Genomic DNA, 24,594 nt, shown 5'->3' with positions numbered 1-24,594 from the left:
GGGCGGGGTGGGTCGACCCCTGGACGTGCCCCGGGTGATGCGGTTAGCTGCCCTTGCACCTAATCAACAAGTTGCATAGGGAGTCGCGTCATGCATCCGTTCCGCTCGGCCGTCGAGAACCGGGATCACGCCGCCATCGAGGCCCTCCTCGCCGAGGACGTCGTCTTCACCAGCCCGGTGGCCTTCAGGCCGTACCCCGGCAAGCCCATCACCGCCGCGATCCTGCGCGGGGTGATGCGCGTCTTCACCGACTTCCGGTACGTGCGCGAGATCGGGAGCGACGACGGCCGGGACCACGCCCTCGTGTTCACCGCGAAGGTCGGCGACATGGAGATCAACGGCTGCGACTTCCTCCGCTTCGACGAGGAGGGGAAGATCGACGACTTCATGGTCATGGTCCGGCCGCTCTCCGCCGCGCAGGCGCTCTCCGCCGCCATGGGCGCCCAGTTCGACCGCATCAAGGCGGAGGCCTTCGGTGGGGCGGCCGTCGGAGGCGCCGTCGCCGGTGACGTGTCCGCCGAGGGCGAGCGGTGAGCGGCGCGGACTTCGACGCCGTCGTCATCGGCGCGGGCAACGCCGGACTCACCGCCGCCGCCACCCTCCAGCGCGCCGGCGCGCGTACGCTGCTCGTCGAGCGCCACAGTGTGCCCGGCGGCTGCGCGACCTCCTTCCGCAGAGGCCGGTTCGAGTTCGAGGTGGCTCTGCACCAGCTGTCCGGTATCGGAGCCGAGGGGCAGGCGTTCTCGCTGCGGCCCCTGTTCGACACGCTGGGCGTCGGTGACCGGCTGACCTGGGTCCGGGAGCCCGACCTCTACCGCACGGTGGTCCCCGGCTCGTTCGACGTGACCGTCCCGGCGGACTGGGAGCGCGCGACCGCGACCCTGGAGGCGCACTTCCCGGGCAACCGCGCCCGCCTCGAACGGTTCTTCGCCCTCGTGCGGGACCTCACCTTCTGGCAGATCGCCGCGATGCGCGGCACGCCCGCCGACCAGGTGGACGAGCTCCTCTTCCGGCACGGCCTGCGGCCCGCGCAGGACGTGCTCGACGAGCACTTCGAGGACGAGCGGCTCAAGGCGGTCCTCGCCTCCTACTGGGGCTACCTCGGCCAGCCTCCGTCCCGGCTGCCCTTCCAGGACCTGGCGCTGATCCTCTTCGCGTACCTGGAGTTCAAGCCCTGGCACGTACACGGGGGTTCGCAGGCGATGTCGAGCGCGATCCTCGACGCGTTCCTGGAGGCCGGCGGCGAAGTGCGGTTCCACACAGCCGTCGAGGCGATCCTGACGCGCGGCGGGAAGGTCGTCGGCGTCCGCCTCGACGACGGTCAGGAGGTGAGCGCCCCCGATGTCGTCTCCAACGCCTCCCTGCCCCTCACCTACGGCATGCTCGACGGCCTCGACATCCCCGGCGCCGTCCGCGCCGACCTCGCCACCCGACGGATCGGGGTCTCCGGCTTCGTCCTGCACATGGGCCTCGACGCCGCCCCGGCGGAACTCGGCTTCACCACGAGCACCACCTTCGTGAACACCGACCTGGACGCGGACCGCACGTCCGCCTCCTGGCGTACGAGGGAACCGGCCCGGGGGATCTGCGTCACCTCGTACGACGTCGAGCCGATCGGCTTCGCGCCGAGCGGGGCCACCCATGTCAGCCTCATGACCCTCCAGTACGGCTCCGCCTGGGACGGCGTCGAACCCGCCGCGTACGCGCGGGAGAAGTTCGCCTACGCCGAGACGCTGCTCGACCTGGTCGAGACCGTCACCCCCGGCATCCGGGGCGTCATCGAGGAGGTCGACGTCGCCACCCCGCTCACCATGAGCCGCTATCTGGGCCACCCCGGCGGGGCGATCTACGGCTATGACCAGGACGCCACCGAGAGCTGGCAGTTCCGCGACAGCGAACGCCGCCCGCACGTGCCTGGCCTCCACCTCGCCGGATCCTGGTCCGGCATGGGCGGTTTCCAGCCCACCCTCGAAGCAGGCGCGCGCGTGGCCCGACGCCTGCTGCGCTCCAAGGCCGCCTGAGAGAACCCGGAGAGAACTGTGACGCCTCATCACCTCACCGCGCGCTTCGCCGGGGCGGACCGCATCCAGGACGAGATCGAGGCCCGCCCGGCCGACGCCGCCGACCATGCCGCCCTGACCCGCCGGACCATCGACACGTACCACCCGCGACGGCTCGACCTCCGGGTCGACCGGGTCGTCGACGAGACGCCGAGCACCCGCACCTTCCGGCTCCGCCGCCCGGACGGCGCCGACCTGCCGCCCTTCCTCGCCGGGCAGTACGTCGGGGTGTTCGCGGACGGGACGAACCGCCCGTACGCGATCTCCTCCAGCCCGGCCGACCTCCGCCACTACGACCTGACCGTGCGCCGGGTGCCCGGCGGGCGGATCAGCAACCACCTGATCGACACCCTCGCCGCCGGTCACCCCCTGACGACCACCGGCCCCCAGGGCACCTTCCACCACAACCCGCTCTTCCACGGCGAGGACGTCGTCTTCCTCGCGGGCGGCTCCGGCGTCGCACCCGCGATGAGCATGCTCCGGGAGATCGCCGACCGGGGGCTCGACCGGCGCTTCCATCTGCTCTACGGCTCCCGGTCCTTCGACGACATCCTGTTCCGGGCGGAACTCGACGCGCTCGCCGACGAGCACCCCGGCATCCGGGTCCACCACGTCCTTCAGGACCCCGACCCGCGCCGGCCGGGACCCACCGGACTGCTGACCGCCGAACTCGTCACGGAGCTCGCCGGGCCCCTCGACGGGCGGATGGTGTACGTGTGCGGGCCCCAGGCCCTCTACCCGTACGCCCTCGGGCAGCTCACCGGGCGGCTCGGACACCCGCGCCGCAGGATCCGCTTCGAGGCCAACGGCGCCCCCGCCGACCCCACCCGCCAGCCGCACTGGCCGGGCGACGCCGACCCGGCGGAGGAGGTCACGGTCGCCGCCCGTGGCACGGCGTTCCGCACCCGGCGGGGACGGCCGCTCCTGGACGCACTGGAGGACGCAGGCATCCGCCCCGAGTCCGCCTGCCGCTCGGGCGAGTGCGGCCTGTGCCGGGTCCGCGTCCTCAAGGGCGAGGTCCACCACGCGGAGGAGGCCCGACTGCGGCTTTCCGACCCGGACTCCGGGTACGCGCACGCGTGCGTCGCGTATCCCCTGACGGACGTGGAGCTGGACGTGTGAGGAGACAGAGGGGTTGGGCGTACGTACGCACATAGATCGTCCGTACGAGGGGAAGTGGCTCGAACATTCACCGATTCAGGTGACACAGGCCGAGGCGAAACGTCCCTCCCTGCGGCGGGACGGCCACGCTCGAAGCGACACATGGAGCCACCCTGTGGAGCGCCCGATGCAGCTGATCCCCCGTCATGACCCGTACATGGCCGTCCATTCGACCGGCGACGTCACCGTCGCCGCCCTCCGGGGTGAGCTCGACCTCGTCCTCGTACGGCACCTGCGGCCCGAGCTCGACGCCCTCGTGCGGGAGTCCGACGCCCTGACCGTCGACATCCGGCGCCTCACCTTCTGCGATGCCACCGGGCTCGGCCTCCTCGCCCACTGCGCGGGGCGCACCCGGGAACGGGGTGCGCGCTGGAGGCTCGTCTGCGACCAGCCGTGGATCATCCGGCTGATCCGCCTGACGGAACTGGCGGATCTCCTGTGCCCGGAGCCGGAGCCGGAGCCGGAGCCAGCGGGGGTGGGGGCGCTGGTGGAGACGCCGGTGGGGGCGCTCCCGGAAGGGTGGGGGGTGGAGCCGGTGGGTGTGCTGCCGGACGTGACGGCCCCTCACTGGGACCCGGCGGGTCCCTGGCTGTCCGAGCCCGGTGTGACAAGACCCGTCTCGTAGGCGGCGATCACGGCCTGCGCCCGGTCGCGCAGCCGGAGCTTCGACAGGATGCGGGCGACATGCGTCTTCACCGTCGCCTCGCTCAGGTGGAACCGCTCGGCCAGCTCGGCGTTGCTGAGGCCGCGCGCCAGGGCTTCGAGGACCTCCAGCTCGCGCGGGGTCAGCGTGGCCAGTTCGCGGTGCGGGGCGGCCGCTCGCCCACCGGACGTGGCGAAGCGCGCCACCAGGCGGCGGGTGATCGCCGGGGCGAGCAGCGCGTCGCCGGAGCGGACGAGCCGGACCGCCGCCGTCAGATGCTCCGGGGTCACGTCCTTGAGCAGGAAGCCGCTCGCACCGGCGCCGAGCGCCGCGTACACGTACTGGTCGAGGTCGTAGGTGGTGAGGACGACGATCCTGGGCGCCGCGGCCTCGCCCGCCCCATCGGCCCCATCGGCCCCATCGGCTCTGTCCGTCCTGTCCGGCCTGTCCGCGAGGATGCGGCGGGTGGCCTCCAGGCCGTCGGTGCCGGGCATCCGGATGTCCATCAGGACCACGTCCGGACGGGTCCGCCGTACAGCGGCCACCGCCGCGTCGCCGTCGGCGGCCTCCGCGACGACCTCGATGCCGTCGGCGGCGAGGATCATCCGGAAACCGGTCCGCACCAGGGCCTGGTCGTCGACGATCACCACACGCGGAGCGTCGGTCACACCCGGAGTCACACCCGGAGCGTCGGTCACGGAGCCTCCCACGGAATCACCGCCCGGACCTGGTACCCACCGGCCGGGCCCCTGCCCGTCCGCAGCGTACCGCCGTAGACCGCGAGCCGTTCCCGCAGGCCGAGCAGGCCGTGCCCGCCGCCGGGTTCCGCCGGTCGCCGCCCGGGACCCCGGTCCCGGGAAGGGCCGGAACCAGGGCCGGCGGTGCCCGTGTCGGAGACCTCCACGTGGAGCCGCTCCGGCCCGTACTCCACGGTGACCGAGACCCTGGCACCCGGCGCGTGCTTCACCACGTTCGTCAGCGCTTCCTGCACCACCCGGTACGCGGCGAGGTCCACCCCGGCCGGCAGCGCGACCGGCCCGCCCTTCACCGCCACGTCCACCGGTACCCCGGAGGCCCGTACCCGGTCCGTCAGTTCCGTCAGCCGGTCCAGGCCCGGTTGCGGGGCGAGCTCGACGTAGGTGGCGGGGTCGGGACCGTCCGCGGCCATGGTGAGCAGCCCCATCACGTGCCGCAGCTCGGACATCGCCGTCCGGCCCGCCGCCTCCACCGCGAGCATCGCCTCGCGGGCCTGGTCGGGGGAGGTGGCGAGCACCGTGCGCGCGGCACCGGCCTGGATCGTCATCATGCTCACGTTGTGGGTGACCACGTCGTGCAGCTCCCGCGCTATCCGGGACCGCTCGGCCTCCACCGCCCGGCGCAGCTCGGCCTCCCGCTCGGTGCGGAGCGCCCGCTCCCGCTGCCGCCACAGGTGGACGCCGTGCGAGGCGAGGGCGATCGGCAGCAGGACGAGCAGGGGTACGAGGCCCTCGTCCACGTCCGGGACCAGGGGAAAGACCGCGTACAGCACCACGCCCGCGGCGAGGGAGACCACCACCGCCGTGCGGTGCGGGCTGTACATCGCCGCGCTGTACGCCGCGACCAGACCCGACGCGAAGGTGACCGTGGTCGCGTCGGCGGCGACGTGGCCCTGGTGCAGGAGCACCGTCGCGCCCATCACCACCCAGTAGACGGCCAACGGAAAGCGGCGGCGCAGCACCAGTGGCAGCGCCGTCAGCGCGGCCGCGAGCAACTCCCAGGCGTCGGCCGGGGGAAGCAGATGCTCCACGGCGGGCACGGGATGGGGAACCTCCGGGATCGCCGGGGGGAGGGGCGGCGAGGGCGCCGGGATCGGTGGCGCCACCGGGTTCGGCGGCACCGGGATCGGTGGCGGCACCGGCAGAGGGAGTGGAATGTCCTCCGGATCCGGATGGACGTCCACGTACCAGCGGTTCAGATCACCCACGATCGTCGTGATCGCGAGTGCCACGGCGAGCAGCCCGTCGGCCACCCACGCCCAGCGGGACATCGGGGGCGGCGCACCGAAGGCTCGGGGTCCGCGTACCCGGTCGACGAGTTCTTCGTACCAGCTCACCGGTGCAGTCTGCCAAGGAGGGAGGAGCGGGGGATCAGCCCGTGGGACCAGCGCGCCGCTCCGGGGGGAGTACATCGCACGGATGACGTGGCCGCGCCTCCACCGCCCACGGTACGGATCTTCGCCACCGAGGCCGACGCGCCCGTGGCGGGGCCGCTCCTAGCGTCGGTGCGGCGCGGACACGGCCGACGGGAAAGCCGCCGAGAGCCGACCGGCCGCGCCCTCTTCGTCGCCGCTTCCCGAAACCAGAGCCCTGGAGGGCCCATGAGCGCACCGCCCGAGCCCCTGATCGACCTGAGCGACGTGGGGAGGACGTACGACGACCGGGCCGCGCTGTCCGAGCTGACCCTGCGTGTCGCACGGGGCGAGGCGCTCGCCGTCCTCGGTCCCTCCGGCAGCGGCAAGTCGACCCTGCTCAACCTCCTCGCCGGCCTCGACCGGCCGACCACCGGCCGGGTGACGGTGGACGGGCTGCGCGTCGACCGGCTGAGCGAGACCGCCTCCGCCACCTACCGGCGCAGCCGGATCGGCATGGTCTTCCAGTTCTTCAACCTCCTCGACGACCTCACCGTCACCGACAACGTGCTGCTCCCGGCCCAGCTGGCCGGGATGCCACGGGCCCGGGCGGCGGCGCGGGCCGCCGAACTCCTGGAGCGGCTCGGTGTCGCCCGGCACGCGCGCGTGCATCCCGGCCGCCTCTCCGGGGGCGAACGCCAACGCGTCGCCGTCGCACGGGCCCTGATGAACCGGCCGCCGCTGCTCCTCGCCGACGAGCCGACGGGAGCGCTGGACACCGCGTCCGGCGCGGACGTCCGCGATCTCCTCCGGGAGCTGAACGCCGACGGGCAGACCATCGTCCTGGTGACCCACGACCTGGCGCTCGCCGAGGCCTGCGCGACCCGCACGATCGAACTCGTCGACGGCCGCATCGCCCGCGACGTCATGGCGGTGACCCGATGAGCAGCGGTGCTCTCGGCCGGGTCGTGCGCGCCGGAGTCGGTCGGCGGCGTACCCAGACCGCGGTGATGGTGCTGACCACGCTGCTGTCGGTCGCCTCCGCCGTCCTCGCGGTCGGCCTCCTCGTCGCCTCGGGCGCCCCCTTCGACCGGGCCTTCGACCAGCAGCGCGGGGCCCATCTGACCGTGCGGTTCGACGGTTCGGCCGGTGGCACGGGGGACCGGCTGGCCGCCACGGCGCACGCGCCCGGAGTGGCAGTGGCCACCGGCCCGTTCGGCGTCGTCTCGGTACGCCCCCGTACGGACGGAGCGGCCCCGCCAGGGTTCGAGCCGCCGCCCCTGACGGTGGTCGGCCGGGCGTCCGCCGCCGGGCCCGTGGACGCGGTGACCCTCGTGGAGGGCCGGTGGGCCGGGGCTCCGGGCGAGATCGTCCTGGAGCGCGGGTCCCGCCCGCCGGGCGCGGGCGTGGGGACGCGGCTGACCGCCGGAGGCGTCGCCCTCACCGTGGTCGGCATCGCGGGGTCCGCAGGGGAGAGCGCCGACGCCTGGGTCGTACCGGGGCAGCTCACCGCGCTCGCGGGGGAGCGGCCTTCCGCGTTCCAGATGCTCTACCGGCTCGACGCCGCCGGCACCCGCGCGGAGGTCGCGGCGGGCCGGGACGCGATCGTCGCCGCCGCCCCGGCGGGAGCGGTCGTCGGCGCCCGGTCGTACCTCGACGTCCGTGAGTCCGCCCAGGAGAACACGGCGGCCTTCGTGCCGTTCGTGACCGCCTTCGCGCTCCTCGGGCTCGCCATGTCGGTCCTGGTGATCGGCATCGTGGTGAGCGGCGCCGTGGGCGCCGCGACCCGCCGCATCGGCATCCTCAAGGCGCTCGGCTTCACCCCGCTCCAGGTCGGACGGGCGTACGTGGCGCAGGCCCTGATCCCGGGCGCCGTCGGGGCCGCGCTCGGTGTCGCCCTCGGCAACGTGCTCGCCGTTCCCCTCATGGCGGAGGTGGCGGAGACGTACGGGACGACGGCAGTCCTGGTCCCCCTCTGGGTGGACCTCCTCGTGCCGGCCGCCGCTCTCGTGGTGATCGCCGGTACCGCCTTCGGCCCCGCGCTGCGTGCCGCCCGGCTGCCGACCGCGGCGGTCCTGCGGCTCGGCGCGGCAGGCGGGGGCGGCCGGGGGCGCCGCATCCGCGGCCTCTTCGGGCGGCTGCCACTGCCCCGACCGGTGACGCTGGGCCTTGCCGCCCCCTTCGCCCGCCCGGCGCGCGCGGCGAGCACGGCCGCCGCGGTGACCTTCGGGGCCCTCGCGGTGACCTTCGCGGTGGGACTCGGGAGCACGTTGGTCGCGGTGAAGACCGACGGGGATCCGGACAAGGGCGGCGACGTCACCGTCCACACCGTGGCCAGGCCGGACGACCCGGCACCCGGACAGCCGGGCGGAGGGGACGGCGGACCGGGCGTGCCCCTGCCCGGGAAGCCGGCCGATCCGGCCGCCGTCGAGGCGGCGATCGCCGCGCTCCCGGGGACCGCCTCCGTGTACCGGACCGCACAGACGCAGGTGGAGGTGGCCGGACTCAAGGGCGGCGCGCCGCTCGTCGCGTACGAGGGGAACACCGCCGGCAGCCCGCACACGATGGTCTCCGGACGCTGGTTCGCAGCCCCGGGCGAGGCGGTGGCACCGACGCGGTTCCTGCGGGCGACGGGGGTTCGCGTGGGGGAGACGGTCGCCCTGTCCGAACAGGGGCGCACCGTGCGGGTACGGCTCGTCGGCGAGGTCTTCGACCTGGGCGGCGAGGGCATGACCCTGCGCACCGGAGCCGGGTCCATCACGGCGCTGCAACCCCGTTACCTGCCCCCGGACTTCGCCGTCACCGTCGCCTCCGGCACGGACCCCGCGGGCTACGCCGAGCGGCTGCACACCGCCGTCTCCCCGCTGCGCGCGGAGGCCGCCGTCACGGAGGCGGGCAAGTCGAGCGTCATCCGGGCGATGCAGGCCCTGATCGCGATGCTCACGCTGATGCTGGTCGTGGTCGCCTGTCTCGGGGTGCTCAACACCGTGGTCCTCGACACCCGCGACCGGGTCCGGGACCTGGGTGTGTACAAGGCACTCGGGATGACGCCCCGGCAGACGGTCGCGCAGGTCCTCACCGCCGTCGGCGTCATCGGCCTGGTGGCGGGCGCAGTAGGCGTGCCACTGGGCGTGGCACTGCACCGCCAGGTGATGCCGGCGATGGGGCGCGCGGTCGGCACCACGATCCCGTCCGCCGACATCGACGTGTACGGCACGCCCCTGCTGGTGCTCCTCGCGACCGCCGGGGTGCTGATCGCGACGGCCGGCGCCCTGCTCCCGGCGGGCTGGGCGGCGAGGGCGGCCACGGCGCGGGCACTGAGAGCGGAGTAGGCAGGGGCAATGGGGGCGGTGCAGGCACGGGCAATGGGGCGGAGTAGGCACGGGCAATGGCGGGCGGGCGGGCGCCGCAGACATGGGCAAGGAGGGGCGGATGAGGCATGGGCCTTGAGGGCGGAGAACCGGACGGGCCCTCGCGGTACCGTCGGCCGCATGTCTGAAGTCCGGTTGACCACGCCCTCCTTTCTCGTGCTGGGCATCATCGACAAGTTGGGCGAGGCCAGCCCGTACGACGTGAAGGTCGAGGCCGCGCGGACCGTGGCGCCGTTCTGGTCCATGCCGCACGCGCAGGTCTACGCCCAGTGCGACCGGCTCCTGGAGGCGGGGCTGCTCTCGGAGGTCAGGCAGCCCGGCGGCCGGAACCGGCGTCTGATGAAGCTCACCGACGAGGGCTCGGCCGCCCTGCGCGGCTGGCTCGCCGACCCCGCCTTCGTGCCGGTCGAGGCGCGCGAACGCGGCATCCTCAAGCTGTGGTTCGGGGCGAGCCCGCGCGTCCACGCCCCGGTCCAGATGGAGGAGCACCGGCGGACCTTGGACGAGTACGAGGAACTCGCGGGTGAGGTCGGTGAGTTGCTGACGCGCGGGCAGCGCGAGGCGCTGGAGTTCGGTATCCGGTATGAGCGGATGATGGTCGATTTCTGGCAGTGGGTCGAGAGCCGCGAGTCCTGAATTTGTTACTGACCGGTTGACCCCCGGGGTGCCCCGCCCTACCTTCCTCCATAGTCCAGAAAGGACTATCGCGGCGGTGAACGCGCGAGGACGGTGGAGGGGGATGCGCCGTGGGACGTCCGACGAGTACGAGTACGAGTTCAGGTGCGGGCGCGGGCAGGGGTACGGGCGTGAGGTGGGGCCGGGTGTCCGCCGTCGCCGTGACGGTGGTATGCCTGGTGTACGCCCCGATCGCCATGACCGAACTCTGGCCGTACGCCACGCCCGGGGCGCCCGCCATCGGCGAGTGGCTCCTCGGCCGGTCCGTCTCCCCGGAGTTCGTGGCCGACGCCGTGCGCGACCGGATGGGACCGTACGGCCGTAGCCTGGTCCCGCTGATCGTGCACTCGGTCCTGGGCGGCCTCCTGATGCTGCTCGGACCGGTGCAGCTGCTCTCGGCGGTACGCCGCCGCGTCCGCCTGCACCGCATCGCCGGAACCGTCTTCGCCGGAACGGTGTACGTGTCGATGGCCGGCGCCGCGCTCTACCTGCTGCGCACCCCGCCGGCGGAGGCCTTCAGCGGCGCCGCGTTCTGGATCGTCCTCGCGACGATCCTGGTGGGCACCGTCGGCAGCGTGACCTTCGGCATCCTCGCCGCCGTCCGCGGCTTCCCGGACCTGCACCAGCGCTGGATGCTGCTCTGCTACGGCTTCCTGATGACCGCTCCGCTGCTGCGGCTCGAATGGGGCGCGCTGCCCGCGCTGTACCCCGGCCTCTCCCTCCAGGACATCAACCGCGTCGCGATCATGCACCTCGGCGCCCTCGTCGCCTTCGGCGCGCTCCTGGCCTCCCGGGCCCTCGACCGGCGGACCGACATCCCCGGCCTGAGCGGCACGTGGGCCCCGGGCCCGGTCCTCGTCGCGGCCCATCTCGCGGGCGCCGCGGGGCTGGGATGGATCACGTACGCCTTCCTCGACCAGGGGACGCAGGGGCGGCGGCTGCTCGTCGCGTACCTCGTCCCGTACGTGCTGACGTACGCCGTCATCGCGCTCCGTGCGGCGCGCGCCCGGAGTGCCGGTGCGACCTGGGGGCGCGAGGAGTGGCGCCTGCACCTGGCGGCCCAGTGCCTGGCGCCCGCGTTCTCGGCGGTGACCGTGCCCGTACTGGAGCGGACGATGGGCCTGGACCGGCTCACGTCCCTGGTCGCGGGAGTCGGCATCGGCGCGGGAATGCTGTCGTACGCGGCGGTCGTTGTGGTGAGTCTGCGCCTCGTGCACGGCCGTGAAGTCCTCAGGCGACAACGGGAGTTCGCGGACCTGCCGACGGGCCCGGCGACCGCGACTCCGGTCGGTGCCGGCGGGGTCGCAGGAGCGGGGGAGCATCGATGAGCGACCTACGGCGTCAGGCGGCGACCGCAGGCGCCGGCAGGCCCGACGGCCGGGAGCTCTCGCCCGGCATCGTCGTCCTGAGCGCCGTCGTGGGCGGCATCAGCCTCACCATCGGCGCGCTGCTCGCCGTGGCGAGCCTGTTCGGGTACACGGCGGGCGCCTGGGTGTCCCCGGAGGCGCTGAGTCCCGGGCTCATCGGCGCGGCCATGGCCGGGGTGGCTCCGGCGCTGTTCACGATCGGCCGGGCGCGTGTCTGGGAGGACGTACGGAGCCTGGTGCTGCCGCTGGTGATCGTGCTGGTCGGCCTGTTCGCGGTGAGCGTGCTGAACGGCGGCTCCCTCCAGGCGGCCAAGGGCGGCCCGCTGTTCCTCGCTCTCTTCAGCCTCGGCTGGGTGGCCACCCTCGGACTGCTCGCCCTCGGCGCGGTGGGCTGCCTGGCCGCGCAGTACCGCGGGCGGGCCGGGCGCGCGTCCGGTGCGCCGGCGGGACCGGCGGGCAGCGCTTCGCCCGGGCGCGCGGGCGGTGTCGCGGCCGGGCCGGCGGGCGCGGCACGGCGGCAGCCGGTCGCCCCGATGCCCGACTGGTCGAAGCCGCCGCTCGCCGTCGTCGGCTCGGGATGGTTCGGCATCGGGGCCGGGCTGCTGGCCTTCCCCGACTTCTGGGGCGCCCTCGTGCCGTGGACGGTGAACCGCGCGGACGCGCAGGGCCTCGGTGTGTGGGCGCTGGCGCTGGGCGTCGGCGTCCTGGGCGCGCTGGCCGAGGACGACCTGACCCGCATCCGCCCGGCCCTCCGGGCCGTCCCGGCGGTGGCGCTGGCGCTCGGCGCCCTCCTCGCGGTCCACTCCCGGGACGTCGACTGGGCGTCGGGCCCGGGTGTCTCCCTGATCGCGCTCGTCACGGGCCTGCTCGTGACCGGCCTCTCGGGTCACTGGCTCCTCGCCAGGACCACGCGCGCGAGCGGCGCCGACGCCGACGCCGAAAGGAATGAGCCCCCGGCGCCGGCCGGCGCCAAGGCTCACCCAGGAGACGACGCGTAGGCAGGACCTCCGTCGACTCCTCGCGCGCCTCGAAGAGACCGTCGCGGCACCGGAGCGATGGCGCGCCTCCTAGGGTGTCTTGTGGATCAGGCCGGATCGGCAGGACACCCACCAGCGGGCCCTTTCGGTCCGGTCCGGCGGGCGAAACCCCGTGGCAGCGGGGACCGTTGGGAGTGATGATGACGGGATGACCTCGTACGCGCCCCTGCCCTCACCCCCGCACCCGCAGCCCGTCGACGCCCTGATCGTCGTGGACGTGCAGGCGGCCTTCGTCACCGGTGACGGCGCCGTGCCCGCGGCGGCCCGGCTCGTCGACCGAACGACGGATCTCCTCGCGCGGGCCCGGCGGGACGGGGCGCTCGTCGTGCACCTCCAGAACGACGGCCTGCCCGGCGCGGAGGACGAACCCCACACGCCGGGCTGGGAGCTCCACCACCCGGTCGAGCCCGGCCCCAGGGAGCTGGTCATCCGCAAGCCGCACGACGACGGTTTCGAGGAGACCCCGTTGGGCGGCGTGCTCACCGACGCGGGGGTGCGGGCGGTCGCCGTCTGCGGCGTGATGTCCGAGATGTGCGTGCAGGCGACGGCCCGTACGGCCCTGGCGCACGGCTACCGCGTCGTCGTACCGCATGACGCCCACGCCACCCAGGACGTTCCGGCGGCGCCCGGGATCAGCGAGGTCGTACCGGCCGCGACGGTCTCCCGGGTCGCGGCCTATGCCCTCGGAAGCGACGCGGAGGTCACCGTACGCGCCTCGGAGGTCAGCTTCACGGCCCCTGCCGCCGGCTGACGTTCCCTCAGGCCCACTGAAGTCCTCGGCCCCGGTCGAGGTCCCGGCGCGTGCTCACTCCGGCCGGAGCGAACGCCAGATCCGGTCCGGCAGGAGCCGGGTCGCCTGCGCGAGATCCACGTCGTGCGCGCCGGACAGCCAGCGCCGGGCCGTCTCGGCGACCGGCCCGATGACCAGCGCCTCGATCAGCGGCTCGGGAAGGGGCGCGATCTCGCCGGCCTCGACGAGCGGCCGCCTCCACGCCCCGATGGCGGCGAGCATCGGCTCCTCGGCCGCCCGGATGCGGTCGGCGTGGGCGACGAGAAGGCCCGAGCAGGCGGAGGCGTGGATGAACAGCGCGGCGTCCGGGTGCTCCTCCGTGAACCGGAGGTACGTGGTGACCACCGCCCGCACGCCGGTACGGGCGGTCCTGGTACGGGTCAGGGCGGTGACGACCTCGCCGCAGAGCTGCTCCGTGCACCGGATGTACAGGGCGGCGGCGAGACCGTCGAAACTGCCGAAGTGGTGGTAGAGGCTGCCGAGGCTGACACCGCCGGCCGCCGTCACCGCGTTCACGGTGAAACCCTGCTGGCCGGAGTCCGCGTACACCCTCAGTGCCGTGGTCAGCAGGCGCTCGACCGTGGCCTCGCCACGCTGCTGCTTAGGAGACATGGGCACACCCTAGTGCAGCCGTAATTAGAATTTGGTTCTAATGAAGCGGCGGCGGAGTGCCCGGGTCCGGGAGGCGCGCGGTCAGCCCTGGAAGCCTTCGGTGCGCTCGGGGGAGACCTCTCCGGAATGTTCGCTTCCGGCCGTCTGTGTCGGTTGTCTGTTCCGGTCGTGCGTGATCAAGGCCGGTCGTTCACCAGCTTCCGCCAGGCGTGCGAGGGGAGGGGGCGGAGCGCGCCATGAGGCGTCTCGGGACGTGAGATAGGTAAATTGCAAATTTCTGCAATTCGATACATCCTGATCGGGCCGTGCCCGTGGGTAGCCGCCGGGCCGGCACCCCGCCCCGCGCACCCGCGCCCCCGGAGGACAGACCGTGCCGGTCCCGCTGTACCAGGCCAAGGCCGAGTTCTTCCGCATGCTGGGCCATCCCGTACGCATCAGGGTCCTGGAACTGCTCCAGCGCGGGCCGATGCCCGTACGGGAACTGCTCGCACGGATCGAGGTCGAGCCGGCGGCGCTCTCGCAGCAGCTCGCCGTGTTGCGCCGCTTCGGGATCGTGACCGCGTCGCGCGAGGGATCGACCGTCGTCTACACGCTCGCGGGCGGAGACGTGACCCAGCTGATGCAGGCCGCCCGCCGGATCCTCACCGAGATGCTCACCGGACAGGGCCGGCTCCTCGCGGAACTCCACGAGAGCGACACCCCCGCCGCGCCCGCCACCCCTGGCGCCTCCTGTACCCCCACCCCTCAGTCCTGCCTCCCACCCGTGCTTCCGCAGTGATCGCCGTACGAGAAGGATGACGACGCACATGACCATCGAATGGCGCTACACCGTCCAGCAGGACCTGGGCGTACTGTCCCTGGCCGGGTTCCTCGGAGCCGACGCCGTGGGACGGTTCACCGGGGCCGTGGGGTGGGCGGTCGCGCGCGGCACGGGGCCGGTCGTCCTCGACCTGACCAGGCTGCGGGGCTGGTCGGTGGGCGGGCAGCTCGCCGTCGCGGAGGCGGCGCTCCGGCTCAGGGCCGCCGGCCGCGCCCTCGAACTGGCCGCGATCCCCGCCGACGGCTCCCTCGTCCCCGCGGGCGAAGGGCCCCCGGTCCTGGTCCACCGCGACCTGGCCGCCGCGCTCGCCGCGCACCGCGACGCGGGCGCGGAACAGCGGGCGTGGCGCAGCGACGCCTGGCCGACCACCTGATCCCGCGGCGGCCGCCCGGCCGGCGGGCGACCGAGTCTCGCCGCAGGGCCCGCCGAGTACCGCTCACGAACGCCCAAGTCCCGTCCAAGTGGCGGGCGGTCCGGGCAGGTTCGGGCCATGATCCGCCCAGGGCTCGCCCCTGGTTCTCCTTCCGTCGCGGCAGGCGCGAGGATGGGGTCATGCTGCAGAGTGCTGGGCCGACGCGACGCTCGGGGTGGGTGCGATGAGTACGCCGCTCTACCAACTGAAGGCCGAGTTCTTCAAGACGCTCGGACACCCCGTCCGCATCCGCGTCCTGGAACTGCTGAGCGAGCGCGAGCACGGGGTAGCCGAGATGCTCCGCGACACGGGTGTCGAACCGGCGTACCTCTCCCAGCAGTTGGCCGTGCTACGCCGCGCGAACATGGTCGTCGCCCGACGCGAGGGCACGGCCGTGTACTACGCGCTGACGACTCCTCAGGTGGCCGGACTGCTACGGATCGCACGCACGATCCTCTCCGGCGCCGTCGCGTGCCAGGCGGAACCACCCTCCGGCCTCCGGACCCCCGCGCCCCGGGAGAAGACCCCTTAGCCGGACTCGGCTTCGGGTCCGTCGACCTCGACGAGCCGGGGTGGGCTCCCGCCCGGGCCCCGGCGCGGCCTGGCAGGATGGAGGTCGTGGCCGGCTCTGATATCGACGCTCTCGTGCTTGCGGCCGTTCGGGACGCACGTTCCGAGTCGTGGGCCGTCAGGGCGGCCGCCGGGCGGCGGCTGGCTCGTGCGGCCGAGAGTGCCGGGGCAGCCGAGAGTGCCGGAGTAACCGAGGGTGCCGGAGTGGCCGAGGTGCTGCATCGGCTGCTGCTGGACGAGCGGGACACCGGCGTCACTCGCGAGACGGCCGAAGCTCTGTTGGAACGGTGGGACGTCCTCGGCGTGCGCATGGTCCTGGCGGCGCTCGTCCGCGCGGACGACAACGCCGCCGACCACCTCGGTTTCGCGATCAACGACGTCTGCCGCCAGTCCGATGAGGACGTCGAACGGCTCCGGGAGTTGGTCTCGGCCCTGACGGACGACGCCGACGCGGCCGTCGCCAGGGAAGCGCGCGGGATCCTGCGCTGAGGGGACACCCGCCGTCGGCCTGGGTTCAGGGCGGCGCGGCGGTGTCCCCCCGGTCCGTCAGGCCTCGCGGTCCGGCTGGATGCCCGCCAGCAGATTGAAGGCGCCCGTCAGCAGGTTGAGAGTGACCACGCCGACCACCTCCGCGATCATGCGGTCGCTCCAGCCGTGGCCCCGGACCTCGGCGACGTCCTCGTCCGACAGCGAGCCCGGTTCGGCCAGGACCCGGAGCGCCAGGCCGATCAGGGCGGCCTCGCGCGGATCGGTGGACGTCCCCTGGCGGGCCAGTTCGATGTCCGTCTCGCTCAGACCCGCCGCACGACCCGCCTCGCGGTGCGCCTCGCCGCAGGTGCCGCAGCCGATCCACTCCTGGACGGCGAGCGACAGCTTCTCGCTCAGGGCGCGTGGGATCTTCACCCGCTTCATCGCCCGTGACAGGTTCAGGTAGCCGTCGAGCAGGGCCGGTGAGTGCGCCATCGTCGACACCATCTCGCCGACGGAACCGTGTCGTCGGACGATGTCGGCCAGCAGCTCGCCCGCCCGTCCCGGTGCCTGCTCGGGTGTGAGCGCGGTCAGTCTTCTCGTGGTCACAAAGCCTCCTCGTTATACCCGTGGGGGGTATAACGAGGAGGGGGTCGGGGACGTTCCCGACGGCGTGGGCCATCAAGACTCCGAACCGCCAGGACGCCAAGCTGCCACGCCGCCAGGACGCCGCCGCCAGGACGCCGCGCCGCCACGTCAGCTCGACAGCACCAGGCGTGACGGGCCGTGGAACACCCAGTCCGGCGCGTACTCCACCTCGACCCGTGGTCGGGCGCCGGGACGGAGCGCGGGAAGCCGGTCGACCAGGAGCCCGAGCCCGATCTCGGCCTCCGCCCGCGCGAGCGCCGCGCCCACGCAGTAGTGGATGCCCAGGCCGAACGCGCAGTGCCGGCCGCTGTCCCGGTGGATGTCCAGCGTGTCGGGGTCCGGGAAGCGTGCCGGATCCCGGTGGGCCGAGCCCAGGACCAGCTGGACGCGGTCGCCCCGGTGGACGGACCGGCCGGCGAGTTCGACGTCCCGGTGCGCCCATCGCGTGATCATCTGGACGGGTGGGTCGTGGCGCAGGAACTCGTCCACCGCGTTCGGCAACAGGCCCGGGTCCGCGCGCAGTTCCTCCCCGATCTCCGGACGGGCGAGTAACGCGAGCACCGCCTTTCCTATCAGCCCGGTCGTCGTCTCGTGCCCGGCCGTCAGCAGATGCACGCACGTCGACGTCAGCGCGGTCGTCCCCAGGGACGGGTCCTCGACCCCGGCCGCCGCGAGAGCGGAGAGCAGGTCGCCCCGGTCCTCCGTACGCCGGACCGCCAGCTCCTCACGGAAATACCCGTCGAGCTCCGCCGCCGCCCGGTCGGCCCGTTCGAGCGCGGCCGGCGAACGGTCACCCCTGGTCCCGCCGGCCTGTTGGAGGGCGAGAGCCTCCGTCCGGAACCAGGGCCACCGCCCGGCGTCCACCCCGAGCAGCCCCGCCACGACGAGCAGCGGGAACGGCGCGGCGAAGCCCTCGACCAGCTCCACCACCGGCCGCCGCGCCAGCGGCCGTACGAGCTCCTCCGCGATCTCCCGTACGCGCGGACGCAGGGCCCGTACGGCAGGGGCGCCCAGGGGCGGGGCCACATGCGCACGGAGCCGCGTGTGCCGGGGCGGGTCCAGGAAGACCAGCCAGTTCTCCACGATCCGGCGGAGCATCACGTACCCCTCGGGTACCGGTACCGCGCCGGCCGTCGCAGGGGACGCGCGCCCGAAGCCCCGGTCGGTGAGGACCCGCGCCACCTCCGTGTGGCCGAAGAGGTACCAGGTCGTCGGCCCGGTCGGGCCGCCGGCGCGTGGGTGGCGTACCGCGTGGACGGGGTCGGTCTCGCGGTAGCGCTTGTAGACGGGGTAGGGGTCGGCCAGGTCGAGTCGTGCCGGATCGAACGGCTCCGGGCCGCCCGTCGCTGCTCGACGCCCGTTCATCCCTCCGCCCCCGCCCCGTCCCCGGCCGTCTCCGCCCCGCGCACCAGGTCCGCCAGGCGCCCTGGATCCGCCGGAGCGGTGAAGCCCCGCCAGGCCACATGACCGTCGGGGCGTACGAGTACGAGCGGGCGCTCGTACCGCCTCGCCACCTCCTCGTCGTCGCAGCACACCACCCGCAGGGGAACCCGGCGGTCGGCGAAGCCGCGGGCGAGGCCCGCCGGGTCGCCCCGGCCGAGGCCCGGCGGGTCGCCCCGGCCGAGAGAGAGGAGCACGAACTCCGGGCCGAAGAGATCGAGCGTCGACCGGCCGGGCCCCAGCCACAGGTGCGGAGCCCTGGCGCCCGGCACGGCCGTACGGTTCCACCAGGGGTCGGCTTCCGACGCGCCGGTTCGAGGAGCCTCCGCCTGCCCGCCCGTGACGACCTGCCCGCCCGTGACGACTTTCTCGTCCGCGACGACCCTCTCGCCCGTGACGACCTTCTCCCTCGCCACGACCGGCGACGCGTAGCGGTACCCGAAGTGGGCGTCGGGTGCGTCGAATTCGCGCCCCGGGTCGGACTCCGCGATCTCCCGGCCGAGCGCGGCACGCGCCCGCTCCCCACCGGCCGTCGCGTCGCACAGTGCCGCGGAGAGCCGCCGGTCGAGGGTCCGCCGCAGATTGCGGTGACTCTCCTCCAGGCTGCGGAGGGCCACCGGCCGCCGCTCGCTCTCGTACGTGTCGAGCAGACCGGGCCCGGCCCACCCCGCCAGCTCCGCCGCCAGTTTCCAGCCCAGGTCCGCCGCGTCGCCCACGCCCGTCGCGAGCCCGAACCCGCCCGAGGGCGACAGCGTGTGCGCCGCGTCCCCGGCGAGCAGGACCCGCCCGGCGCGGTACCGCGAAGCCACCCGGTGGGTCAGGTACCAGGTGGAGTCCGACACCACGTCGACCGGCACGTCCGGGGCGACGGCCCGCCGCACGGCCTTCAGCGCCTCGGCGGGGCCGGCCGGACACGTCAGCCGGTACAGGTCCCGCCCGTCGATCGCCCTCAACGGGTAGCGCAGACCGCCCGGTTCGGTCACGAAGTGCACCAGGGCCGCGCGCGGGCCGAGGAGGGCGCCGAGCCCCGGTGCCCGGAAGAGGATGTTGCGCAGGACACGCGTCCGGTGCCGCTCGGGCGCGCCGATCCCGCACGCCTTGCGCACGGAGGACGAGGCCCCGTCACAGCCCACCAGGTACCGGGCGTGCACCGTCGTCCGTACCCCCGCCCCGTCCACGAGCGCGGCGCTCACCCGGTCGGGAAGCCGGGTGAACTCCAGCAGCCGGGTGCCGAGCCGCACCGGACCCGCCGGGTGGACGCCGAGCCGGGCGGTGAGCAGCGGCGCGAGCCAGTGCTGCGGGCAGATCGCCTCGGGTTCCGGTGTGTACGGGGGCGGGGGCCGGTCCCCGGCCGTGCCGAGGCGCAGCCGGTGCAGCTCATGGCCTCCGACGGCGGTCACCCAGGCGATGTCCAGGGTGTGATCGGCCGGCCACCCCGCACCCCGGATCGCGTCCGCGACGCCCCAGCGCCTGAACGCCTCCATCGCCCGTGGACCGACGGTCGACACCTTGGGATGGGCGACCTGGCCGTCACCGGCCTCCGCGAGGACGAAGTCCACGCCCCGCTGGGCCAGATCGAGCGCGAGGGCGAGCCCGACGGGCCCGCCGCCCACGATCAACACATCAGTCTCCACGACTCAGTTGCTCCCCTCGTGCTCGAAGCGCTCCGCGTACCAGGCCATCAGCTCCGGCACCCGGTCCGGTACGCCCTCGCACTCCCGGGCCATTGCCGCGAGGTGCCGGAACCGCATCGCGAACCCGCGCCGCGCCACGTCCGGGCGCGCGATGTACGCCGGCGGCTCCTCCAGTTCGAAGGACGGGCCGGCCGTCCGTCCCCGCCACCCCGACTCCAGCGGCATCACCTGCTCGGCGAGCGGGCGCATCATCCCCGTCATCACGTCGATGGCGGCGTTCATCAGCTTCGAGCGGCGCAGACTCGCGTCCGGGCTCTCCCCGAAGTGCTGGACGATCAGCTGGAGCATCATGAAGTAGCAGCGGTTGAACAGGCGCATCACCTGCCGTGCGTGCGGATCGCTCACCGCCGCCCGCCCGGGGTGCCCGGGGTCGAGCGTCGGATTGCGCAGCGAGGGGTACGCGGGGTGCCACGGCGTCCCCTCCCCGTACGGGCCGTCGGCGCGCTCCGTCGTCAGGAGCTCCGCGAGCCGTACGAAGGTGTCGTGATGGGACTCCGAGCCGTCCTTCTCCGTGTCGAGGACACCGCCCTCGCCCTGCTCGGTCACGAAGTCCACGGCGAACAGCGCGCTCGACAGGTCGTCCACCTCCAACTGGTAGTCCGGATGGACGGCGTTGACCGCCCCGCCGATGAAGAGATGGTGCTCGCCCCCGCCCCGCCCCCGGTCGACCACGAAGAGGTCGGGGACGCGTGTCAGACCCTCCCGGATGCCCGCGTACAGCTCGCTCGGCGAACCGAAGGGGTTGGGCCCGTCCATCGCTCCCGTGCCGCCCGCGAGCCGCTCGGGCCGCTCGATGGCGATGAACCGCTGGAGACTCCCCAGGTGCAGCGGCTCCAGGGCGAAGTCGAGGGGCAGCGGCAGCCGGCCCGGGGTGCCGAAGTCGATCTCCGGGACGTGGAACGGCTCACCCATCGCCATCAGGATGTTGTTGACGACGAGGAAGTGCATCATCTCCTCGCGGGCCACGTCGAAGAGACTGTCCCGCACGCCCTTGGCCAGGGTCTCGCCGCCGTCGCCGCAGGCCAGCCGGAGCTGCCGCGGTGTCCACACCCCGCTGCGCACGTACTCGAACCCGGTGCCGTGGGTGGGGACCGAGTAGCCCGCGTACAGGTACTGCAGTGAACTGGCGAGCTCCACGGACACCGCCTGCCAGAGCGCCGACCGCAGCTGCGCCCGCGTGGTGATCTGCGGATACGCGCGGACCGGCGACGGGACGGCCGCCGGTGGCACCGCCGCCGCCGTGCTCTGCGCGCGCAGGTACTTGAGCAGCAGCCGCGCCTTCGGCAGCGACAGATCGCGGGTCGGCGGCATGTAGTACGTCCGGTCCTTGTTCGCCGGATCGCACATCTGCCAGATGAGCTTCGCGTACGTCTCGACCTTGCAGCGGTCCGCGAGGCTGAACACCTCGTCGCGCATGAAGGGGAACAACTGCTCGTAGTACGCGAACACCTCGCGGTGCAGCAGCTCGAAGGTCACGTCCTGCTGGAGCACGGCGTCCAGCGGCCAGTCGTCCGGCAGCACCCGGACCGCAGCCGAGCCCGCCCACGGCCAGAAGTCCAGGGCGTTGTCGTGGTCGTAGCAGGCTTCGGCCGAGCCGCGGGCCGCCGGATCGGTGGGCGGCTGTTCCTCGGGCTCCGCCGCGAGAAGCAGCCGCGCCGTACCGGCCCGAGCACCGGACACCGTGAACCAGCCACGCCCGCGCGCGTCCGTGACGAGACGGCAGCGCGCACCCTCTGCCGTTCCCGGCGCGTCCGTCGCGGGTTTCTCCGCGGTGGTCCGGCCCGCCCGGAGCCGCACGATCTCCACGTCCCCACAGCGGGCGTTCGGCGTCGAGGCAACGGGATCCAGCGGCAGGGCACGCGGGTTCGGGTACTGACGGACGACAACCGGGTCGACGGAGGCCGGGCGACCCCGCAGAAAGCTCCGCACCGGGACCTCGACCGCGTGCTCGTCACCCCGCTCGGGGTCCGGGTGCTCCAGGATCAGGCAGGCCTCGTCGGTCAGGACGACCGCCTCGCGCTCCCGCAGCAGCACCACGCGCGAGGCCCCGCCGTCTCCGCTCGGCCGCACCAGGACGAGGCCCTCCGCCTCCGCATGTCGCACCGCCTCCGCCGAGGCCGCCGGCACGGTCACCACCGCACCGCCCTCGGGCGCCCCCTCGGGCAGGAGGGCGACCGGCAGATCCGAGTGCGCGGTCCTCAGCTCCAGGGCACCCTCGTCCCGTACGCCCTGGTCGTCGGAGACGTGAGCCCGACTCGTGAAAGGCCAGTTGAAGGACACCCATGCCGGGGAGATCCGTACCGTGCACGGATCCGGCACACCCTCCGCGTGCCGCCTGTGCGGGACGAGCAGTCGGCCCGCCGGGTGCGTGCGCGGCTCGTCGGGGTGCCAGGGCGCGACAGCACCCCGCAGCCGCCACTGCCCCGGAGCGTCCTCCCACGCCAAGTCACCGTTCACAACCGGCTGTTCAAGGGTGAACTGGACGAGGATGCCGCCGCCGTCACGTGCCTCTGCGGCGGCCCTGAGGGCCCGTACGGCGGGGGAGTCCGCCGACCCGTTCGGCCAGTCGAGTCCCTCCCCGGCCGCGATCGCGAACTGGTGGAGCGTGCGGCGGACCGGAGCGAAGCCGTGCCACCGGGGCGGCATGAAACCGGTCACCTCCCCGACGCACAGATAGCCCGCGTCGTGCGAGCGCCCGTCGCGCCCGAAGGCGAACTGGCCGCCCATCAGCGTCGTGGTCCACGCGGACGCGGGGTCGACGTCGAACACCCGGGCCCGGTTCACCGTCGTCCCCAGGTACGGGTTGTAGTGCCCCCACAGATCGACGGCTCGCCCGACCACCGGATCCGCCGTGTCCACGGCACTGCCGTCCGTCCGCTGCACCCCGGTCACCCGGGCCTCCAGGAGGAAGTGGCCGTTCCCGGAGAAGTGGACCCCGCGCGCCCCGTGTCCGGCCAGGTGCTCGTGGTAGGCCTCGGCGGGCTCGTCGGCGCCGAACGGGCCGACAACGGCCGGTCGTTCGGGACCCGTCTCCCCGACGTCCCTGCGCCGCAGAGCGGTGTTGCGTGCCAGGTCCACCAAGCCGCCGCGCGGACCCGTCGGCAGCCGGGTCAGCGCCGTTCCCCCGAAGTACAGCCGGGGCAGATCGAACACGCTCATGCCGCCTCCAGTCCGGCCGGCTCCACGACGCCCCGGCCCGGCGCGTGCCGGGCGATCAGCGTCACGGCTTCGAGGGCCGATTCCACCGCACCCTCGATCCACGCCGGCTCGCTCGCGCAGTGCTCCCCGGCGAAGAACATCCGGTGCTGCGGCCGCACGGCACGCCGCCGCTGCTCCTCGCACGCGACCGCGTCCTGCCCCCAACGGATCGTGCACCCGCCGGCCGTCCAGGGATGCTCGCCCCAGGCGAGGCTCGCGACGCCCCGCACCATGCCCCGACGCAGCAACTGCGGATGCATCCGCCCCAGTTCCTCCACCACCGTCCGATGCCGCAACGCGGGTGGCATCGTGCCGAGATGCTCGGCGTCCTCACCGATCGTGTAGCTGGCGAGCAGCGCTGCGCCCTGCGCGGGATCCGTGGCCCCGTCGGTGTCGGACGGCGGGTAGTACGTCTGCCGGATGCGGCCCCCGCTGAACGAGGCACCGCCCCTGATGCCCTCCCGCTCCCAGAACGGCTCGCGGCAGTGGACGGCGACCTTCGTCGCCGGGCAGTAGTCCACCTCCCGCACGACCGCGAGCTTGTCCTCGTCGAAACCGGTGAGCGTCAGACTCCGCAGGACGGAGAACGGCACCGTGCACAGGACGTAGTCGCAGCGCCGGACCGCTGCCGACGGGCCGCCCCCGAGGCGTACGAGGACGTGATCGGGGGCCACCTCGAAGCCGGACACCCGCTGGCCGAGCCAGATGGGACCCCGGATCCGGGCGGCGAGCCGCTGCGCGAGCTGGTCCATCCCGCAGGCGAGCCGCACCAGTTCGGGACTGGTCTCGGTGAGGATGTCGTCGAGGAAACTGTTCAGCCGGTCACCGCAGCCCGCACGGATCCCGGGGTGCGCCGCGAACAGACCGTGCACGTCGATCCGGTCCTTGGCGTGGCCGAGGAGATGCGGCGACAGGTCGACGTCCTCGACCAGGTCGAGGAGGTTGCGGGCCAGGTCGGCGCGGAGCCCGGCGCGCAGCCCCGGCGGTGCGACGGCGTCGACGACCGCCGCCAGCCACGCGCCGAACACGACGGTCTCCTCGCGGTACGGGGCACCCGGCAGCGAGGCCCGGACATCGGCGATCAGGGCCCGGGGCGCGTCCCGGAGCCGTACATGGCCGGTACTGGTCGCAAGAAAGGCGTTCTCCTCGGACAGCAGGGTGGTGAACGGCCGCACCTGGTCGGCGAGGCCCAGGTGCTTCACGTAGTGCATGGTGCGGTGGTGCGCGGTGGGGATGCGCATGGCGCCGAGTTCCACGAACGGGGCGCCCTCGGCCGCGCCGAAGCGGTGCGTGTGGACGCGGCCGCCGAGCCGGTGGCTGCCCTCGATGACCTCGACCCGGAACCCGAGCCGCTCCAGTTCGTAGGCGGCGACCAGGCCGGCCATCCCGGCGCCCACGACGCTGACCGTGCTGTTGGCGCGGGTCCGCCGCCGGGCGCGCGGCACATGACGGGACTGTATGACGGTGGTGGTCTGCATGACGGTCCGACTCCCGATCGGTTCGGTGCGCAGGTGTGGGTGG

22 protein-coding genes are annotated in these 24,594 nt (G+C 73.6%); 14 read left to right on the top strand and 8 right to left on the bottom strand.

The window, feature by feature from the left end:
- Positions 1 to 90 precede the first annotated feature (90 nt).
- From OG462_RS08360 to OG462_RS08345, 4 genes are all read left to right on the top strand, one after another.
- Complete coding sequence (locus OG462_RS08360) at positions 91 to 534, top strand: nuclear transport factor 2 family protein (protein ID WP_406055966.1); 444 nt, start codon at positions 91 to 93, stop codon at positions 532 to 534.
- On the top strand, positions 531 to 2,021 hold the full coding sequence (locus tag OG462_RS08355; RefSeq protein WP_406055964.1) for a phytoene desaturase family protein: 1,491 nt from the start codon (positions 531 to 533) through the stop codon (positions 2,019 to 2,021). Before OG462_RS08360 ends, OG462_RS08355 begins: the two co-directional genes overlap by 4 nt.
- Positions 2,022 to 2,039: 18 nt before the next feature.
- The gene (locus tag OG462_RS08350; RefSeq protein WP_406055962.1) at positions 2,040 to 3,182 is read left to right on the top strand and encodes a 2Fe-2S iron-sulfur cluster-binding protein; all 1,143 of its coding nucleotides are present in this window, start codon (positions 2,040 to 2,042) and stop codon (positions 3,180 to 3,182) included.
- Positions 3,183 to 3,348: 166 nt separating this feature from the next.
- Positions 3,349 to 3,846, top strand: coding sequence for an STAS domain-containing protein (locus OG462_RS08345; RefSeq protein ID WP_406055960.1), 498 nt, complete (start codon positions 3,349 to 3,351; stop codon positions 3,844 to 3,846).
- Here the strand turns inward: OG462_RS08345 and OG462_RS08340 are convergent.
- Entirely contained in the window at positions 3,786 to 4,532 is a 747-nt protein-coding gene (locus tag OG462_RS08340; protein WP_406066429.1) for a response regulator, read from the bottom strand. The two genes, OG462_RS08345 and OG462_RS08340, sit on opposite strands and share 61 nt — an antisense overlap.
- A gap of 26 nt (positions 4,533 to 4,558) precedes the next feature.
- Positions 4,559 to 5,956 (bottom strand): sensor histidine kinase, encoded by a 1,398-nt coding sequence (locus OG462_RS08335; protein WP_406055958.1) that lies wholly within the window; start codon positions 5,954 to 5,956, stop codon positions 4,559 to 4,561.
- 264 nt (positions 5,957 to 6,220) lie between these two features.
- Here OG462_RS08335 and OG462_RS08330 point away from each other — a divergent pair, with 264 nt between their 5' ends.
- The 6 genes from OG462_RS08330 to OG462_RS08305 all read left to right on the top strand — a co-directional run bounded on the left by OG462_RS08330 (position 6,221) and on the right by OG462_RS08305 (position 13,172).
- Positions 6,221 to 6,916 carry an ABC transporter ATP-binding protein gene (locus OG462_RS08330; protein WP_406055957.1) on the top strand — a complete coding sequence of 232 codons (696 nt, stop codon included), beginning with the start codon at positions 6,221 to 6,223 and terminating at the stop codon, positions 6,914 to 6,916.
- Positions 6,913 to 9,303, top strand: coding sequence for an ABC transporter permease (locus OG462_RS08325; RefSeq protein ID WP_406055955.1), 2,391 nt, complete (start codon positions 6,913 to 6,915; stop codon positions 9,301 to 9,303). The genes OG462_RS08330 and OG462_RS08325 overlap by 4 nt, the downstream gene beginning before the upstream one ends.
- Before the next feature lie 159 nt (positions 9,304 to 9,462).
- The gene (locus OG462_RS08320) at positions 9,463 to 9,978 is read left to right on the top strand and encodes a helix-turn-helix transcriptional regulator (protein ID WP_406055953.1); all 516 of its coding nucleotides are present in this window, start codon (positions 9,463 to 9,465) and stop codon (positions 9,976 to 9,978) included.
- 185 nt (positions 9,979 to 10,163) lie between these two features.
- A complete protein-coding gene (locus OG462_RS08315) occupies positions 10,164 to 11,345 on the top strand; it encodes a DUF2306 domain-containing protein (protein ID WP_406055951.1) in 1,182 nt (393 codons plus the stop codon).
- The gene (locus tag OG462_RS08310) at positions 11,342 to 12,382 is read left to right on the top strand and encodes a hypothetical protein (protein ID WP_406055949.1); all 1,041 of its coding nucleotides are present in this window, start codon (positions 11,342 to 11,344) and stop codon (positions 12,380 to 12,382) included. The genes OG462_RS08315 and OG462_RS08310 overlap by 4 nt, the downstream gene beginning before the upstream one ends.
- Before the next feature lie 187 nt (positions 12,383 to 12,569).
- Complete coding sequence (locus OG462_RS08305) at positions 12,570 to 13,172, top strand: isochorismatase family protein (RefSeq protein ID WP_406055947.1); 603 nt, start codon at positions 12,570 to 12,572, stop codon at positions 13,170 to 13,172.
- A gap of 54 nt (positions 13,173 to 13,226) precedes the next feature.
- Here the strand turns inward: OG462_RS08305 and OG462_RS08300 are convergent, their stop codons facing one another.
- Positions 13,227 to 13,823: a TetR/AcrR family transcriptional regulator gene (locus OG462_RS08300; protein ID WP_406055945.1), complete on the bottom strand. Its 597-nt coding sequence runs from the start codon at positions 13,821 to 13,823 to the stop codon at positions 13,227 to 13,229.
- 370 nt (positions 13,824 to 14,193) lie between these two features.
- Here OG462_RS08300 and OG462_RS08295 point away from each other — a divergent pair, with 370 nt between their 5' ends.
- The 4 genes from OG462_RS08295 (at position 14,194) to OG462_RS08280 (ending at position 16,114) form a co-directional block, all read left to right on the top strand.
- Complete coding sequence (locus tag OG462_RS08295) at positions 14,194 to 14,601, top strand: ArsR/SmtB family transcription factor (protein ID WP_406055943.1); 408 nt, start codon at positions 14,194 to 14,196, stop codon at positions 14,599 to 14,601.
- Between the two features lie 28 nt (positions 14,602 to 14,629).
- Positions 14,630 to 15,016: an anti-sigma factor antagonist gene (locus OG462_RS08290; RefSeq protein WP_319311802.1), complete on the top strand. Its 387-nt coding sequence runs from the start codon at positions 14,630 to 14,632 to the stop codon at positions 15,014 to 15,016.
- A gap of 223 nt (positions 15,017 to 15,239) precedes the next feature.
- The gene (locus OG462_RS08285; protein ID WP_406055941.1) at positions 15,240 to 15,587 is read left to right on the top strand and encodes an ArsR/SmtB family transcription factor; all 348 of its coding nucleotides are present in this window, start codon (positions 15,240 to 15,242) and stop codon (positions 15,585 to 15,587) included.
- Between the two features lie 242 nt (positions 15,588 to 15,829).
- Positions 15,830 to 16,114, top strand: a complete 285-nt coding sequence (locus tag OG462_RS08280) for a hypothetical protein (RefSeq protein ID WP_406055939.1) — start codon at positions 15,830 to 15,832, stop codon at positions 16,112 to 16,114.
- 57 nt (positions 16,115 to 16,171) lie between these two features.
- On the opposite strand, the gene OG462_RS08275 is transcribed toward OG462_RS08280, so the two are convergent.
- From OG462_RS08275 to OG462_RS08255, 5 genes are all read right to left on the bottom strand, one after another.
- Positions 16,172 to 16,702: a carboxymuconolactone decarboxylase family protein gene (locus tag OG462_RS08275; protein WP_406055937.1), complete on the bottom strand. Its 531-nt coding sequence runs from the start codon at positions 16,700 to 16,702 to the stop codon at positions 16,172 to 16,174.
- 147 nt (positions 16,703 to 16,849) lie between these two features.
- Positions 16,850 to 18,106 (bottom strand): cytochrome P450, encoded by a 1,257-nt coding sequence (locus OG462_RS08270; RefSeq protein WP_406055935.1) that lies wholly within the window; start codon positions 18,104 to 18,106, stop codon positions 16,850 to 16,852.
- Positions 18,103 to 19,815 (bottom strand): FAD-dependent monooxygenase, encoded by a 1,713-nt coding sequence (locus OG462_RS08265; RefSeq protein WP_406055933.1) that lies wholly within the window; start codon positions 19,813 to 19,815, stop codon positions 18,103 to 18,105. The genes OG462_RS08270 and OG462_RS08265 overlap by 4 nt, the downstream gene beginning before the upstream one ends.
- 3 nt (positions 19,816 to 19,818) lie before the next feature.
- Positions 19,819 to 23,034 (bottom strand): ferritin-like domain-containing protein, encoded by a 3,216-nt coding sequence (locus OG462_RS08260; protein WP_406055932.1) that lies wholly within the window; start codon positions 23,032 to 23,034, stop codon positions 19,819 to 19,821.
- Positions 23,031 to 24,551, bottom strand: a complete 1,521-nt coding sequence (locus tag OG462_RS08255) for a flavin monoamine oxidase family protein (protein ID WP_406055930.1) — start codon at positions 24,549 to 24,551, stop codon at positions 23,031 to 23,033. The genes OG462_RS08260 and OG462_RS08255 overlap by 4 nt, the downstream gene beginning before the upstream one ends.
- Positions 24,552 to 24,594: the final 43 nt, after the last annotated feature.

This window comes from Streptomyces sp. NBC_01077 (assembly GCF_045162855.1).
GTDB lineage: Bacteria > Actinomycetota > Actinomycetes > Streptomycetales > Streptomycetaceae > Streptomyces.
Note: the sequence above shows the minus strand (reverse complement) of the source record. Positions and strands in the feature narration are given on the sequence as shown.

Bases quoted from the DNA above. Each gene is read 5' to 3' on its own strand.
- OG462_RS08270 (WP_406055935.1), bottom strand. From the start codon at position 18,106: ATGAACGGGCGTCGAGCAGCGACGGGCGGCCCGGAGCCGTTCGATCCG.
- OG462_RS08325 (WP_406055955.1), top strand. From the start codon at position 6,913: ATGAGCAGCGGTGCTCTCGGCCGGGTCGTGCGCGCCGGAGTCGGTCGG.
- OG462_RS08310 (WP_406055949.1), top strand. From the start codon at position 11,342: ATGAGCGACCTACGGCGTCAGGCGGCGACCGCAGGCGCCGGCAGGCCC.
- OG462_RS08260 (WP_406055932.1), bottom strand. From the start codon at position 23,034: ATGAGCGTGTTCGATCTGCCCCGGCTGTACTTCGGGGGAACGGCGCTG.
- OG462_RS08290 (WP_319311802.1), top strand. From the start codon at position 14,630: ATGACCATCGAATGGCGCTACACCGTCCAGCAGGACCTGGGCGTACTG.
- OG462_RS08345 (WP_406055960.1), top strand. From the start codon at position 3,349: ATGCAGCTGATCCCCCGTCATGACCCGTACATGGCCGTCCATTCGACC.
- OG462_RS08285 (WP_406055941.1), top strand. From the start codon at position 15,240: ATGAGTACGCCGCTCTACCAACTGAAGGCCGAGTTCTTCAAGACGCTC.
- OG462_RS08255 (WP_406055930.1), bottom strand. From the start codon at position 24,551: ATGCAGACCACCACCGTCATACAGTCCCGTCATGTGCCGCGCGCCCGG.
- OG462_RS08300 (WP_406055945.1), bottom strand. From the start codon at position 13,823: ATGTCTCCTAAGCAGCAGCGTGGCGAGGCCACGGTCGAGCGCCTGCTG.
- OG462_RS08330 (WP_406055957.1), top strand. From the start codon at position 6,221: ATGAGCGCACCGCCCGAGCCCCTGATCGACCTGAGCGACGTGGGGAGG.
- OG462_RS08320 (WP_406055953.1), top strand. From the start codon at position 9,463: ATGTCTGAAGTCCGGTTGACCACGCCCTCCTTTCTCGTGCTGGGCATC.
- OG462_RS08360 (WP_406055966.1), top strand. From the start codon at position 91: ATGCATCCGTTCCGCTCGGCCGTCGAGAACCGGGATCACGCCGCCATC.
- OG462_RS08305 (WP_406055947.1), top strand. From the start codon at position 12,570: ATGACCTCGTACGCGCCCCTGCCCTCACCCCCGCACCCGCAGCCCGTC.